This is a genomic window from Fundicoccus sp. Sow4_H7, assembly GCF_052115865.1.
Taxonomy (GTDB): Bacteria; Bacillota; Bacilli; order Lactobacillales; family Aerococcaceae; genus Fundicoccus_A.
Genome location: NZ_JBQKME010000013.1, coordinates 23,421 through 37,165, shown reverse-complemented (window position 1 = coordinate 37,165; position 13,745 = coordinate 23,421). Strand labels below are relative to the sequence as shown.

13 protein-coding genes are annotated in these 13,745 nt (G+C 36.9%); 2 read left to right on the top strand and 11 right to left on the bottom strand.

Going from position 1 to position 13,745, the window contains the following annotated elements; translation table 11 throughout:
- Window positions 1–4: 4 nt before the first annotated feature.
- From ACTQ54_RS10825 to ACTQ54_RS10810, 4 genes are all read right to left on the bottom strand, one after another.
- A complete protein-coding gene (locus ACTQ54_RS10825; RefSeq protein WP_441756783.1) occupies window positions 5–385 on the bottom strand; it encodes an ArsR/SmtB family transcription factor in 381 nt (126 codons plus the stop codon).
- A 146-nt stretch (window positions 386–531) separates the two neighbouring features.
- A complete protein-coding gene (locus ACTQ54_RS10820) occupies window positions 532–2,280 on the bottom strand; it encodes an HAD family hydrolase (protein WP_441756781.1) in 1,749 nt (582 codons plus the stop codon).
- A gap of 131 nt (window positions 2,281–2,411) precedes the next feature.
- Window positions 2,412–3,083 carry a hypothetical protein gene (locus ACTQ54_RS10815; protein ID WP_441756779.1) on the bottom strand — a complete coding sequence of 224 codons (672 nt, stop codon included), beginning with the start codon at window positions 3,081–3,083 and terminating at the stop codon, window positions 2,412–2,414.
- 124 nt (window positions 3,084–3,207) lie between these two features.
- On the bottom strand, window positions 3,208–4,392 hold the full coding sequence (locus ACTQ54_RS10810) for an iron-containing alcohol dehydrogenase (RefSeq protein WP_441756777.1): 1,185 nt from the start codon (window positions 4,390–4,392) through the stop codon (window positions 3,208–3,210).
- Between the two features lie 336 nt (window positions 4,393–4,728).
- Between ACTQ54_RS10810 and ACTQ54_RS10805 the strand changes: the two genes are divergently transcribed.
- Window positions 4,729–5,547, top strand: coding sequence for an AraC family transcriptional regulator (locus ACTQ54_RS10805; protein ID WP_441756775.1), 819 nt, complete (start codon window positions 4,729–4,731; stop codon window positions 5,545–5,547).
- A 31-nt stretch (window positions 5,548–5,578) separates the two neighbouring features.
- On the opposite strand, the gene ACTQ54_RS10800 is transcribed toward ACTQ54_RS10805, so the two are convergent.
- The 6 genes from ACTQ54_RS10800 to ACTQ54_RS10775 form a co-directional block, all read right to left on the bottom strand.
- Window positions 5,579–6,475, bottom strand: a complete 897-nt coding sequence (locus ACTQ54_RS10800; RefSeq protein ID WP_441756773.1) for a methyltransferase domain-containing protein — start codon at window positions 6,473–6,475, stop codon at window positions 5,579–5,581.
- An 85-nt stretch (window positions 6,476–6,560) separates the two neighbouring features.
- Window positions 6,561–7,919: a phosphoglucosamine mutase gene (glmM, locus tag ACTQ54_RS10795; RefSeq protein WP_441756771.1), complete on the bottom strand. Its 1,359-nt coding sequence runs from the start codon at window positions 7,917–7,919 to the stop codon at window positions 6,561–6,563.
- 38 nt (window positions 7,920–7,957) lie between these two features.
- Window positions 7,958–9,076: a CdaR family protein gene (locus ACTQ54_RS10790; RefSeq protein ID WP_441756769.1), complete on the bottom strand. Its 1,119-nt coding sequence runs from the start codon at window positions 9,074–9,076 to the stop codon at window positions 7,958–7,960.
- On the bottom strand, window positions 9,073–9,924 hold the full coding sequence (cdaA, locus tag ACTQ54_RS10785; RefSeq protein ID WP_441756768.1) for a diadenylate cyclase CdaA: 852 nt from the start codon (window positions 9,922–9,924) through the stop codon (window positions 9,073–9,075). The genes ACTQ54_RS10790 and cdaA overlap by 4 nt, the downstream gene beginning before the upstream one ends.
- 68 nt (window positions 9,925–9,992) lie before the next feature.
- Window positions 9,993–10,238: a membrane protein insertion efficiency factor YidD gene (gene yidD, locus ACTQ54_RS10780; RefSeq protein WP_441756766.1), complete on the bottom strand. Its 246-nt coding sequence runs from the start codon at window positions 10,236–10,238 to the stop codon at window positions 9,993–9,995.
- 12 nt (window positions 10,239–10,250) lie between these two features.
- Window positions 10,251–10,859 carry a TVP38/TMEM64 family protein gene (locus ACTQ54_RS10775; protein ID WP_441756765.1) on the bottom strand — a complete coding sequence of 203 codons (609 nt, stop codon included), beginning with the start codon at window positions 10,857–10,859 and terminating at the stop codon, window positions 10,251–10,253.
- Window positions 10,860–11,024: 165 nt separating this feature from the next.
- On the opposite strand from ACTQ54_RS10775, the gene ACTQ54_RS10770 reads away from it, so the two are divergent.
- Window positions 11,025–12,131 carry a M24 family metallopeptidase gene (locus ACTQ54_RS10770; RefSeq protein ID WP_441756763.1) on the top strand — a complete coding sequence of 369 codons (1,107 nt, stop codon included), beginning with the start codon at window positions 11,025–11,027 and terminating at the stop codon, window positions 12,129–12,131.
- An 86-nt stretch (window positions 12,132–12,217) separates the two neighbouring features.
- On the opposite strand, the gene ACTQ54_RS10765 is transcribed toward ACTQ54_RS10770, so the two are convergent.
- Window positions 12,218–13,723 (bottom strand): amidase, encoded by a 1,506-nt coding sequence (locus ACTQ54_RS10765; protein WP_441756761.1) that lies wholly within the window; start codon window positions 13,721–13,723, stop codon window positions 12,218–12,220.
- Between the last annotated feature and the right edge of the window lie 22 nt (window positions 13,724–13,745).

Genomic DNA, 13,745 nt, shown 5'->3' with positions numbered 1-13,745 from the left:
CTCATTAAGCATTCGCTAATTGATTGCTCTTGTCACATTTTAACTTTAAGCCATTAGCCGTTTCGAATAAAATAGATATTTTTTCATTTTGCAATGAATAAATAACATGTTTTCCAATTTTTTCAGAAGTAATAATGTCATTTTTTCGTAGTGTAATTAAATGGTGAGAGGTAGTGGCTACCGAAGCACCTATAAACTGAGAAATCTCATAGACGCAAAGGCGATCATAGTTCATCAATAATTCGACAATCTTAACACGGTTTAAGTCACCTAGAACCTTGAAGATATTTGCTTTTTCTTCGATTAAACTGTTATCTAACATCAAATCAACTTCATCACGCTGCTCTTCAATCTGCTCATCATTTAGACATTCATATTCATTCATCAATACCGTCTCCTTCTATCTTTCTTTGATATTATTTATTAGGAATCTAGACATTCAAACCACTCTTATAATAAAGTATACCAAACATTGCAGAAAAAAGACAGAAACTATCTCACTTTATTTACAGCTAAACTTACTTACGGTATTTATTCATCAGAATTAGATGTTTCTAAAGGAGCAAACAGCTCAATACCAATCATCTCGTTAAATTCATCTGCAGTTATCACTTGTTCATCTTCTGCCCTGGCAACAGCCACTTGATCTAAGCGGATATTGTATTCAATCGCTTGAGCCCCTTCGTCATTCAACATGCTCAAAGAAATAGAGCCTGTTTCCATAGAAATCGCAATTGAACCTGTAAATTCTTGGCTGAAGAACGTTTGTAAAGCTTGAACCTCTTCTGAACTCTCATCATCTTGGCCTTCTAGCATCACTGTTTGAAAGTTCTCGTGATTATCATCAGTCACTTCATAATAATAAATATCCCCAATTTCAGAATCGACCACCGTAAAATCATTACCTTCGGCCTCAAAGAATTGCTTTAAATGAGATAACAAGTAGGCATCGATTGCTTGAACTTCGTTAAAAATTAATTGATGTGTGTCAGTCGCGTAGTCATTATTAATTAATAGTCCACTGATGCTATCACTATTCATTTGTGCATATTGATAAAATTCTTCAACGGCTGTCCCAGCATACAAATCAGGGTAATTGTTTAAGCCTTCTGCCATGGAAGCCATTAAATCATCACTAGGAATATAGGACTCTTTAAATTTACCTTCATCAGTCTCAATGAGTATAGTGGAATTAATCGTTTCAGGAGCACTTAACATCAGATAATAAGATTCGCCATCACGAACATATCTCAAAGAACGGACCGCGAAGGTCTCATCATTAATAGCATCTAAATAATTCACACCACTCGTCACATAAGACGGTTGAGCATATAGAGCATCAATTAAACTAACGGGATTCCCCTCAACCAACTCAATTTTATTAAGGGCAAATAAATCCGTCGCTGCTTCTTCTGTTTCATCACTAATAACTTCACTGTCAGTGACCGAACTGGATGCATCGCTCTCTTGAGCGAAAGTAGTGACGGATATAGCTTGAAAAAACATACTCGCTAATACTGCATAAGATACAATTGTCTTCTTTTTCATAGGAACCTCTTTTTTTTTTTTCGATATATGATCATTTAGTTTTGAAAGCAAAGGATCAAGTTCATCAAATGAGCGAATAATATAATCTGCTTTCTCTAAATGTTCTAAATGAGCCTCATCTAACGCTAAGCCGATGGCTGCTTGCGTTTGACTGCCATATGCCATGTCTACTGCTGAATCTCCCACATAAACAAGTTCGTTAAGCTTAAGCCCATGTTCTTTTTCTATGATGTCAAAAGCGATTGAGTTAGGCTTACTACCATATTGATCGGCACTGCCAATAAAATCGAAGTAAGGCATAAGGCCAGACCGTTCTAACATGATCTCTGTTAACCTTTGATTATCATTGGTGACAATCCCCAAAAAATAATTTTGTTCTTTTAATGTTTTTAAACAATCAAAAACCCCATCAATCACCGGGATTGGTTCTTGATTCGTTAAAAAGAATTGGTAGAAATAATTTTCAATCGTCTGGATAATTTCAGCTAGCGGTAAAGGCAAAACTTTTTGGAAGACCTTAGCTTGATCTTCTATACTTCCTGCAGCAACGGTTGAATTGCTCAGGATATGTGTATCCGTAACACCCATGGATAATTTAAAATCTTTCTGCTCTTCAAGACTTAATTCTGATTGGCTAAGTAATAGATCAACCACTTCAATGGTGGGTTGATCCCAACTATCACCTAATTCAACCAATGTACCGTCTTTATCAAAAATGATTCCTTTTATCATAACTTCCTCACTTTATATTTATTAAAGGCTTTTGCCTTTCATCATTCTACCACACAGCTCTTAAGTAAAAACATAAACGCCTAACTATAGCCATGAACAAATGTTCTTAACACTATAATTAAGCGTTCGTATTATCTGTGATATAAACTTGTAATAAAAAACACACTGGAGATAAGCGCCGAACGATATTTAATGGACATCAAATTGAATGGGAGAACATCTGCAAAGCTTTCTTCTAGTAAATCAATCATATCTGAGTTCACGAGTCTAAACATCCATGACCCCATTGACATTTGATTGTTATATAAGCGATTGGCTAATAAGGTGAACATTAAAGTAAAGTTTGTATTGGAAGTTTGCTCTACTGGTCTTGTTTCTGTTGGATTAGGTCGATTAGACTGTCTTGGGCGACTCCCCACAGTAGACTCTGATTGAATAGGCGGTGTCTGACTTGTTTCTTCAATTGAAGATTCACTTGAGCCGGACTCTGACTCTATTGTTTCTACAGACTCACTGATGCTTTCTTCTGATTCTGACGTTTCATCTACTTGACTGTCAGCAATCGACTCACTTTCTTCAGATTCAAAAGAACCTGGTGGTTCAGGTGTGATAGCACTACTGGACTCTTCTTCATCTTTTGGGTAAGTTTCCTCGTATATGTCACGATCGCTACTTTCTGGGGATTGACTACTACTTGATTGACTTTGAGCAAAAACAGGTGTTTGATAATGAATTGGCAAAGTAAAGCCTAGTAAAAGCACAATAACAAAAGCTAGCTTAGCTTTTAAACAATATTTTTTCATAATCCCCCTCCTCTGCCTATTTAAATCAATTCTAGCATATGTAGGTTCAAAATGTTTTCATGTCATCATTTTGTATTAGAATTATAACTTTGCTTAACAATCGGTGAAATAATTGCGATATTTATTATAAGGAAGTGGACATTTTTCTCGGTTGGCGACAAGCATATAAAATATTTACGACATCATCTTTGGTTAAAGGTACGTAAGAATTTTCTAAGCGGGGTGCAGCTTGCATCGCCATTTCTTCAAAATATTCATCTGTTTCAATGCCAACTTCACCCAAAGTCATTGGCAAACCTACATCTAAGAAAAATTGATAAGTTTTATCGATGGCTAAACGAGCAGACGCAAATAAATCATCGCCTTTTGGAATTCCCCAAACATTTTCAGCATACATGGCAAAACGTTCAACGGTTTTTTCATTAACGGCAAAATCCATCCAACGTGGTGTTAAAATAGCTAGACCAACCGCATGAGTAATGTCATAATAAGCGGACAAGACATGTTCAATCGGATGACAGGTCCATGGCCCACCTTTACCAAAACTGGTTAAACCATTTAAAGCTAAGGTCGACGCCCACATTAAATTGGCACGCGCATCATAGTTATGAGGGTCTTCTAATGCAATCGGTAAATAATGAATACAAGCACTTAAAATCCCTTCCGCAAGGCGGTCTTGAATAAATACCTCTTCTTCATGACTAAAGTAGATTTCAAATGTATGTGACATAATATCAGCTGTTCCAGCAGCTGTTTGGTATGGATTCACACTGAATGTATAAGTCGGATCGCAAATGGAAGCATAGGGATAGAGGCTATAAGCACTTGTCCCAATTTTTTCCTTCGTTTTAAAATTTGTGATAACCGAGCTGGTGTTCATTTCAGTCCCAGTAGCAGATAAGGTCAATATATCGATAAGTGGTAAAACATCTTTAATAAGGTCACGGTTTTTAACTAAATCCCAAGCGTCACCATCATATTTAGCAGCAGCTGCTATCATTTTGGAAGCATCGATTGTTGACCCACCACCAACAGCTAAAATAACATCAATTTGATGTTCTTTACATAATTCTGCTCCTTTTCTAACGGATTCGATTCGTGGATTTGGTTCAATGCCGCTTAATTCAAAAATCTCACAATTCTTTAGTAAATCTTTAACTTTATCGTACAAACCATTTTTTTTAATGCTTCCGCCACCATAAGTTAATAAAACCTTCTTACCAAAACGATTAATAAGGTCTGGTAGCTTTTCGATTTGATCGCGACCAAAATAGAGTTTTGTGGGAATATCATAGATAAAATTTTTCATCTTCTTTGCTCCTTATATTTTATTGATATAAAAACATATTTTTTATTTTATATGCAATTTTATTGATTCTTTTTACTCTATATTTAACTAATATCTTCCTATTTCTATTAGTTTTAATTATTATCTCTTGATTAGAATTAATATAAATACAAAGCAATAAATTCCATAAACTTTTAATGGAATACTATTTGTGTTAGGCTTTCATCATTAATAAAAAATAATTTATTTGTTAATTTCAAATTTTATTAATAATTAATAAAATTTGATAATTATGCTTTTCATTAAAGATAATTTATTGTAATATAGTATTACTGTAAACTGAAAGGAGTTGAAAATTTGTATATATCTAACGTAAATTCAGCGTCAATAAAGCTTAAATCAATCGTTCAAGAAAATATTACTTTAGGACAAGATTTATCTCTTTTATCCGAAGATGAACTCGTAATTATATATATACATAAGGGTTCAGCTAGTTATCGCCACAATCATGAAGAAGGCGAAATTAAGAAACGTGATTTAATTATTTTAAATCCTAACTACCAATTAGACTTATCACCCATTAGAAAAATTGAATGGATTAAAGTTACGTTAAGTGGTGTATTATTCACTTCTTCTTTAGAGGCAAATTCACAAGAGCAATTATTTATTGTAGGTGACAAAAGTCAATCTATCAAACACTATTTAGATTTGGCGTTGATGGAAATGGATAATCCTTTCCGTGGATCTGAAATTATCTTAAAGAAATTATTAGAGTGCGTTATGGTTCATGTATTGCGTAACAATGAGCTATCAATCAAAGATTCAACAACACAAGTTAAGCATAATGAAATTGAAATCATTCAGACTTATATTCGTGAAAACTTTTCTAAAAAAATCACGCTGGATGAACTTTCAGACTTGGTCGACATTAATAAATACTATCTCATCCGTCTATTCAAACAGCAAACAGGTTTATCACCAATTGATTACCTCATTCATGTGCGTTTAGAAGAAGCTGAGAAATTACTGTCGCAATCCAATGTTACAATTTCTAAAATTTCTGACATTGTTGGTTTTCATTCACCTTCACACTTCTCGAAAACATTTAAAGAAAGCAATCATATGACGCCTTCAAGTTATCGCAAGAAGTATTCTGCAGACCATGCAACTGTTTAAACAACTTTAACTGCTAAGTAGCCTTTACTGGTTATTTAGCAGTTTTTTTATGTCCAATTAAAATAACTAAATGCAGATGGATCTGTTTGGGTAAGATAGCAATAAGATTTTCGCGTTCTTCTTGCTTTAAATGCCATGTCAAAGGAGTCATTAGTAGTAAATGATTCAGCGCATCATGGGACAAGGCGATTTTTTCGTCGATTAATTGGGACTGGAAATCAGGAAAAGCCTCTTGGAATTTCTCAACTACCGCTTGGTTGTCGTGCTTTTCTTGAATATCAAAACCTAATTGCACAAGCGCTTGCCGTATTTCGATTAAATAATTGCTTTCGGGAATTATTTTTATAACAAGCCCCTCCTCCTTTAAAACACGTTTAAACTCCGAATAGTTAGCCGGTGATAAAATAGATAAGATAACATCCACTTTTTTGTCTTGGATCGGTAAATTAGCTAAGTCTGCCACTAAGGATAAGAGTTCACCATTATAGCTGGTTGCTAATTGGACACCTTCCTTGGCTAAATCAACACCGATTAAAGTCGTTGCTAGCCCAAGTGCATGATTAAGTAAATGTAAATAACTCCCTTCACCACTGCCGGCGTCAAGAACCACGCTATTGGGGCAGAGATATTTATTTAAAAGGTTGGTGAGGGTTTGGATTAAAGGTGTATAAAAAGACGATTGGCTAATGATGTAGCGGCGGTGTTCAAAAAGTATCTTATCGTAGTCGGTTTGTTGCGTGGCTTGCTTGGACAGATAAAAGTAGCCTTTTTTCGTCCCATCAAATTGATGACGATTGTCACAGACTAAGCTCGATCCGACTCGTTTTAAAGCTGCATGGCAATGGATACATTGGAAAATATTCGGATGATCATCTAACCAGTCTAAGCTAAGCGCTAGTTTCGTTTTTTTGTTCGGACTTTCTGACATATTGGACTCCTTCATATAAGTTAAAAAACCCATAAAGGTAATTAACAAATTGAGCTAACTACCTATTATGGGTAAATGAATTCACTTAGTTATCTAAGCCACGTTCTTGGCGGATAATATCAGCAATTTTATTAACATATTGATCAACTTTTTCATCTGTCGATGCTTCTGCCATTACACGTAACAATGGCTCTGTACCACTTGGACGAACTAAAATACGGCCGTCACCATTCATTTCTGATTCTACATCTTCAATAATCGCTTTGACAGCTGGAACATCCATAACTGTATATTTATCATGCACGCGAATATTAACTAATTTTTGTGGGAAAATTTGAACTTCAGCGGCAAGTTCAGATAAAGGCTTGTTAGTTTCATTCATCACATTCAAGAGATGAATGGCTGTTAGTAAGCCATCGCCTGTTGTGTTGTAATCTAACATAACGATATGCCCTGATTGCTCACCACCTAAGGTATAGCCTCCATTACGCATTTCCTCAACGACATAACGGTCGCCGACATTCGTTTTTAAGGCCGTCATCCCAGCGTTTTCAACTGCTTTATGGAAACCAATATTACTCATCACTGTTGAAACAATGGTGTTGTTGGCAAGACGTCCTTTATCTTTCAAGTATTTTCCAATGATAAACATAATTTTATCACCGTCGACAATATGACCATTCTCATCACAAGCAATCAGTCGGTCCCCGTCTCCATCAAAGGCAAGACCTACCATAGCTTTCTTTTCTAGCACAAACGCTTGTAGCTTTTCTGGATGGGTAGACCCTACGCCATCATTGATATTAATCCCATTCGGGCGGTCACCCATGGTGTAAAAGTCTGTCTCCAAGTCAGCGAATAACTGATTAACAATTGGAGCTGTTGCACCATTGGCCGCATCAATACATACTGAAATGCCAGCTAAATCTGATGGGATTGTTGATTGTAAAAATTGGATATATTTAATGAGACCTTCAGGAAATTCATCCACAACGCCTAAGCCATCCGCGCTTGGACGTGGTAAGTCATCTTCTTCTTGATCCAATAGGGCTTCAATTTCTAATTCTTGGTCATCGGATAACTTAAATCCATCCGCTCCAAAAAATTTAATGCCATTATCTTCGGCTGGATTATGCGAAGCGCTGATCATCACTCCCGCTACAGCCCCTTGCGTACGTGTCAAATAGGCAACAGCCGGTGTTGAAATGACACCTAATTGCATAACTTCTATACCAACAGACAGTAAACCAGCAATTAAAGCATTTTCCAATAAATATCCCGAAATACGCGTATCTCTTGCTACCAAAACACGGGGATGTTCTATTTCAGGAGCATGTTGTTGTAAAACATGCCCACCAAATCTACCTAATTTAAATGCTAACTCAGGGGTAAGTTCTTCATTGGCAACACCTCTTACACCGTCTGTACCAAAATATTTGCTCATTTTCTATGTCTCCTAACTTTGATTAAATTACGTCCATCTTACTCTGATGGCTCTTCTGAGGATGCTTCTGTTTCACTCATATCTTCACTTAATGTTTCCGTTGTTTCGTCTATGTTACTGGCATCCAAGCTATGCGAATCAGTTGATTCTGACTCCATAGGTGTAAATGATTGAACAGGTGAGATTCGCTGTCTATCGACAGGATAAACTTCAACCAACACAGCGACTTCATTTTGACTGATAAACTCTATGTTTTCAGGAATTGAAAGCATGCCACTTATGACAGCCGTCTCTGTTAACCCTGTCACATCCACTCCAACACCTACCCAATCCATATTGCTAGCGATATCAGGGCTGGCATAAACATCAACGTGTGACGTATCAACAAAACTATATTCATAACTATATTTTTCTAAGTCCTCACCTTGTGGGTTAATCCGTAGGGGGACACTTACACTCTGCGATTCTACCGTAACAGCTACTTGAATTTCAGCTGTAGAGGTATTTATATCTAACAAATTATCATTTTCATCTAGGATTTGAAGCCTTAAAATAGCTGAGAATGACTCCGTTATAGCTTCTTCCGATACGATTCGAACAAGCGCCCGATCGACTTTTTCTATTTTACTACTATCACCCGTTAATTCAACCTCACTGGGGTTCATGGTGACTTGGGTTACCTCATAACCATTGGCAATAGCACCGTCCATAATTTCATATTCGACCGGCACCGTAATGGTTGCTTTGCGTGAGATCCGAACAATCACTTGTGACGGTGATATTTCATAGTGAATATCTTCAGGTAGACCAGCTGCGACTAAACGAATAGCCTGGGTACCAGTAGGTAAATCCATTAAACTCTCTGTTTCAACTCGAAAATTATCAATAGTTAATTGACTAATTAAGTTGCGTGGGCCTGTTAAGCGAATATTAACCGTATCTGGCAGACCACTAATATACAAATCGTCATCATGCTGACCTAAGAAAACCGGCACATTTGAGATTGTTTCGCTAGAATCAACACTAGCAAATTGCTGGTTACCCGCGCTTAGGAAGGGTTGCGCATTACTATTGGTGACAAAAATATTCAAGAAGACCGCGAATAATAAAGAAACCGCCCTAACAACCCAAACATTATCAAAGGATGGCTTTTTCATTTATCATCCCTCCTCTGTATAAAATTTGTATTAAAAAAACTCCGAATTGTTGCGATGAGTCCTGATTCTTTAACTTCCTCTTCTTCATCAAATAAGTTTTCTGTTAACAGCGTTTCAAGTTCTACTTGCGATAAATCCCGGTGTAGCTTGTTTTTTTTAACAATACTAATTGCTCCTGTTTCTTCAGAGACAATCAAGGTTAAAGCGTCAGATACTTCACTTAAACCAATGGCCGCCCTGTGCCTAGTTCCAAGTTCTTTAGGTATTTGATCACTTTCAGATAAGGGTAAATAACCTGCTGCGACCGCTATCCGATAGTCTGAAATAATAACAGCCCCATCGTGTAAAGGCGTATTCGGAATAAATATATTAATTAATAGCTGGCTAGAAATTTCCGAATCCATTTTAATGCCGGTTTGGATATATTCATCTAAGCGATCGTGACCTTCAATTGAAATTAACGCACCAATTTTCCTTTTCGACATATAATTAGCCGAAACGATCAAGTCATCAATCAGATCTTGACTAGGATTATCCGGCGTCCGCCGATTGCGAAATAAATTCCGGCCAAGGCTTTCAAGTGCCTTACGCAACTCGGGTTGAAAGACAATCATCGTTCCTACAACACCCCAGGAAATAACTTGGTCTAGTAACCAATCGATGGTTTGCAATTGTAAAACAGAGCTGGCAAACTTCGCTAAGATGATGATGGCGACACCTTTAAGAACGTTAATCGCTCGTGTTCCGCGAGCATACATTAGCAATTTATAGATGATATACCAAACAATGGCTATATCTATTAATTGAATCACTGGTCGATTATTTAGAAATTGTGTTAACCAATTCATCTTACACACCATCCTTTCTGTTTCCTGGATTATTATATCATATTATGTCAATAAACAGTTTACCTATCTCATAATTCCGACGTAGAACGTCTTAATGTAAAATAATCAGGTACAGGATCATGTCCACCATCTACAAACGGATTACAACGTATAATACGGGCAAATCCCATGATGAAACCTTTCAAAGCTCCATGTCGCTCTAGAGCCGTCAGCATATAAGTCGAACAAGTAGGAGAATAGCGACAGCTAGGGGGAAATAATGGTGAGATTGCTTTTTGATAAAATCTTACCATTTGAATTAAAATATATTTCATTTAAAAACCTCTTTAATTAAAGATTAGATTAGCAAAAAACTGAATAATATTGGAACTTAAAAAGGTAAATACAAATAAAGAAACAGGTCGATACTTGACTACTAATATAAAAAAATCTTTAAAGTTCATATTTGACATACCTGAAATCATACAAAAAATATCGTCAGGAAAAACAGGTAAAATAAAGCCAATCTTTAAAAGTTTAACAAAGCCTGTTCCTTCATTCATTTTACTTATATAATTATCATATTGCTCATCAGAAATAAATGCTTTAACGAAGCTTGCTCCAAAGCGTCGACCAAGGTAAAAGTTAATACTTGAGCCGACCAACATGCCAATGCAATTAAAAACAAAACCCCAAGCATGCCCAAACACCAAATCACCAATTACATTGGTTAAGCCAAATGGGATAATCGGATAAATAATTTGACTAATTTGAACGACAATAAAGATAATAGGTGCCCAAAACCCTAGATGAGTCAATAAATCATAAAAGCCTCCACCAGGTTTAAAATAAGATGATTGAGCAATGTAAATCGAACCTGAAATCGTTATAATTATCCCAATTATTGTTGTCAAACGGATAATCTGTCGTTTTCTTTCCAGTGAAATATCCCACATAATTAATCTCCTTTGGGTAGTTTTACTCAATCATAACGATAGCCACTTTTATAAACATGAGGCGAAAGACCTAATCCAAACTCCTGATTACTAACTGATTTCATTTTATACTATAATAGAGACACTAACAATTAAATAAATAAAATTTTACTGAGGAGTGCGCTTATGAATTTTACGAGAATCCAACAACTACAAGAAAAAATGCGAGAAGCAGGCATTGCTAATCAAGTGATTAGCGATCCATCAAGTATTGATTATTTCACAGCTTATCACACCCAGCCGGGTGAACGCCTACTTTTACTCATCATCTTTGCTGATAAAAATACGCATCAACTATATCTTAATCGACTGTTTCCAACAGCAGAATTAGACCAAGACTTACAAGACGTCATTGAAGTCATTAACTACAATGATGGCGACCCAATTTTAAATAAAATCGCTCAATCATTAGCTGTCGGTCCAACCAGCATCGATAAATTATGGCCAAGTCATTTCTTACTAGATTTACTAGCCATTGACAACAGCATCCAAGCAGTCAATCAATCTCATTTAGTCGATGATATGCGTGCGATTAAATCAGCACAAGAGCAAGAATTAATGGCGCAAGCATCTGCCTTAAATGATCAAGCAATGGAACAACTCATAGCTCTCATTGCAAAAGGTTTATCTGAAAAAGAACTCAAAGGTCATCTTGAAGATATTTATTTATCCCTGAGTGGTAATAGTTTTTCTTTTGAACCGATTGTCGCATTCGGGGCAAACGGAGCAGACCCGCATCATGAAACAGACGGAACAATGCCCGTTTACGGAGATTCTGTTGTCATTGATATTGGGAGTAGCTACAAAGGCTATGCTTCAGATATGACTCGAACGGTCTTTTATGGTCAACCCTCTGATAAAGCATTGGAAATTTACAATATTGTCAAACAAGCCAACGAAGAAGCCATTGCTGCCATTAAACCAGGCATCCCATTTTCTGAAATCGATGGTATTGCAAGAGATATCATTACAAAGGCAGGTTATGGCGAGTATTTTACCCACCGCTTAGGGCATTTTATCGGTCGCGATGTGCATGAAGCAGGGGATGTAAGTGCCAGTAACCATCAATTGATTGAAGAAGGCCATGTCTTCTCAATCGAACCAGGTATTTATTTACCCGGTGAATTAGGAATTCGAATTGAAGATTTGGTAATTGCAACGGCAGATGGTTGCAAAGTATTAAACCATGTGACAAAAGAAGCAATAATCTTAGATGTTAATAAAGCTGAATAAATAACCGCTTACTTTTGATGGTTTTCGTCATATAAGTTTTCAAAATATTAATCCGCTATAAACACTGTTTATAGCGGATTTTGTTGTTATGATTTTGTTATGTCAATTGCCTTGCCATCTAGATATCCAGCATCTTCCATTTGTTGTCCTAGTTGGAACAGGAGGTATTCTTGGCCGATTTTGGCTGTAAATTGAGCACCAATCGGTAGTTGTGCTTCTTTTGTTTTAATTGGCAAACTAATCGCAGGGTGGCCGGATAAGTTTTGAAGTTGGGTGAAAGGTGTTAAACTTAAACTCGAATGAAACATCTCCATAATGAGATTTTGCTGGTCATCGGCAGAAAAATCATCTATATTACCAAGGTCTCTAGCCGTTTCATCCGTAACATCTAATTGATGGTGGTGAGGTGCCACCCCATTATTAGTAGGGGTTAACCATAGATCAAAATCATTATCGATGAAGAAAGTTTCTAAATCAATACGTAATTGATCCCATAAGGCTAAAATTTTCGAATAATCAGTTGCTAACACTCTAACGCCTGAACGATAAATAGCCCAAGTCATCAATTCAACATCTTCTTTCGTCACTGGCCGCCCAAGGGCAGCTTCGATTTCTTCCATCATTACAACGGTTTCTACCCCATTCACCTTATAGTAGGATTGAATGGCTTCAATTCCATCATATTCAAAACCAATCGGAACGAGCTCATGTCCTAATTCTTTTAAATAGTCTACCGTCTGATCAACCAAGGCTTTGGCTTGTGGATCAAGTGGACTTAAGTTAGGGACGCGAGTCGAAAAGGCAATTTTTAGAGGTCGGTCTAAAGGAACTAGCTCTGTTTCAGGCATTTTAGGCAAATGAAATGGGCTAGTTAACTGCATCGTATGTATGGCTTTAAACAACTCAAAGCTGTCCCTAACAGATTTACTTAAGGCAAAATTAACTGAAGCGCCTTGCCAACCGCGATAACCACCAGGACCGACAGGAATTCTTCCTCTTGAAGGTTTTAAACCTACTAATCCAGTAAAACTTGCTGGAATTCGAATCGAACCTCCACCATCGCTTGCTGTTGCAATAGGAACCATCCCAGCTTTTATCGCTGCTGCAGCTCCACCACTTGACCCACCCGCATTGCGTTTTAAATCCAGCGGATTATTAACTGCTCCAAACATCTTTGAATCACTAATATTTTTGTAACCTAATTCAGGGACGTTGGTTCTTCCAACAATAATAAAACCTGCATCCACAACCGATTGAACAAAATGATCATTATCTGAAGCCACAGCCTCTTTTAATAATTTTGAGCCACCCGCTGAAACATGCCCCTTATGACTTTGTCCTAAGTCTTTTAACAAAATGGGAACACCAAAAAACGCTGGGAGTTCCGTAATTTGTAATTCCGTTAAATGTGAAAAATACTGATCATATTGCCTAGCTGTTGCTATGGCTTCCTCTTCATGCACGACCGTGACCGCATTCAAGATAGGGTTCACTTCCTCAATGCGATTTAGCGCTTTTTCTACGAGCGACTCAGCAGTCACTTCTTTGGCTTTTATTTGTTTAGCATAAAATAAAGCATCTTCGGTAAACATCCAATTCACTCCTTATTTTGCG

Excerpts from the sequence above, each read along its gene's own strand:
- cdaA (WP_441756768.1), bottom strand. The coding sequence starts at position 9,924 with ATGAATTGGTTAACACAATTTCTAAATAATCGACCAGTGATTCAATTA.
- ACTQ54_RS10820 (WP_441756781.1), bottom strand. The coding sequence starts at position 2,280 with ATGATAAAAGGAATCATTTTTGATAAAGACGGTACATTGGTTGAATTA.
- ACTQ54_RS10810 (WP_441756777.1), bottom strand. The coding sequence starts at position 4,392 with ATGAAAAATTTTATCTATGATATTCCCACAAAACTCTATTTTGGTCGC.
- yidD (WP_441756766.1), bottom strand. The coding sequence starts at position 10,238 with ATGAAATATATTTTAATTCAAATGGTAAGATTTTATCAAAAAGCAATC.
- ACTQ54_RS10790 (WP_441756769.1), bottom strand. The coding sequence starts at position 9,076 with ATGAAAAAGCCATCCTTTGATAATGTTTGGGTTGTTAGGGCGGTTTCT.
- ACTQ54_RS10800 (WP_441756773.1), bottom strand. The coding sequence starts at position 6,475 with ATGTCAGAAAGTCCGAACAAAAAAACGAAACTAGCGCTTAGCTTAGAC.
- ACTQ54_RS10825 (WP_441756783.1), bottom strand. The coding sequence starts at position 385 with ATGAATGAATATGAATGTCTAAATGATGAGCAGATTGAAGAGCAGCGT.
- ACTQ54_RS10775 (WP_441756765.1), bottom strand. The coding sequence starts at position 10,859 with ATGTGGGATATTTCACTGGAAAGAAAACGACAGATTATCCGTTTGACA.
- ACTQ54_RS10770 (WP_441756763.1), top strand. The coding sequence starts at position 11,025 with ATGAATTTTACGAGAATCCAACAACTACAAGAAAAAATGCGAGAAGCA.
- ACTQ54_RS10765 (WP_441756761.1), bottom strand. The coding sequence starts at position 13,723 with ATGTTTACCGAAGATGCTTTATTTTATGCTAAACAAATAAAAGCCAAA.
- ACTQ54_RS10815 (WP_441756779.1), bottom strand. The coding sequence starts at position 3,083 with ATGAAAAAATATTGTTTAAAAGCTAAGCTAGCTTTTGTTATTGTGCTT.
- glmM (WP_441756771.1), bottom strand. The coding sequence starts at position 7,919 with ATGAGCAAATATTTTGGTACAGACGGTGTAAGAGGTGTTGCCAATGAA.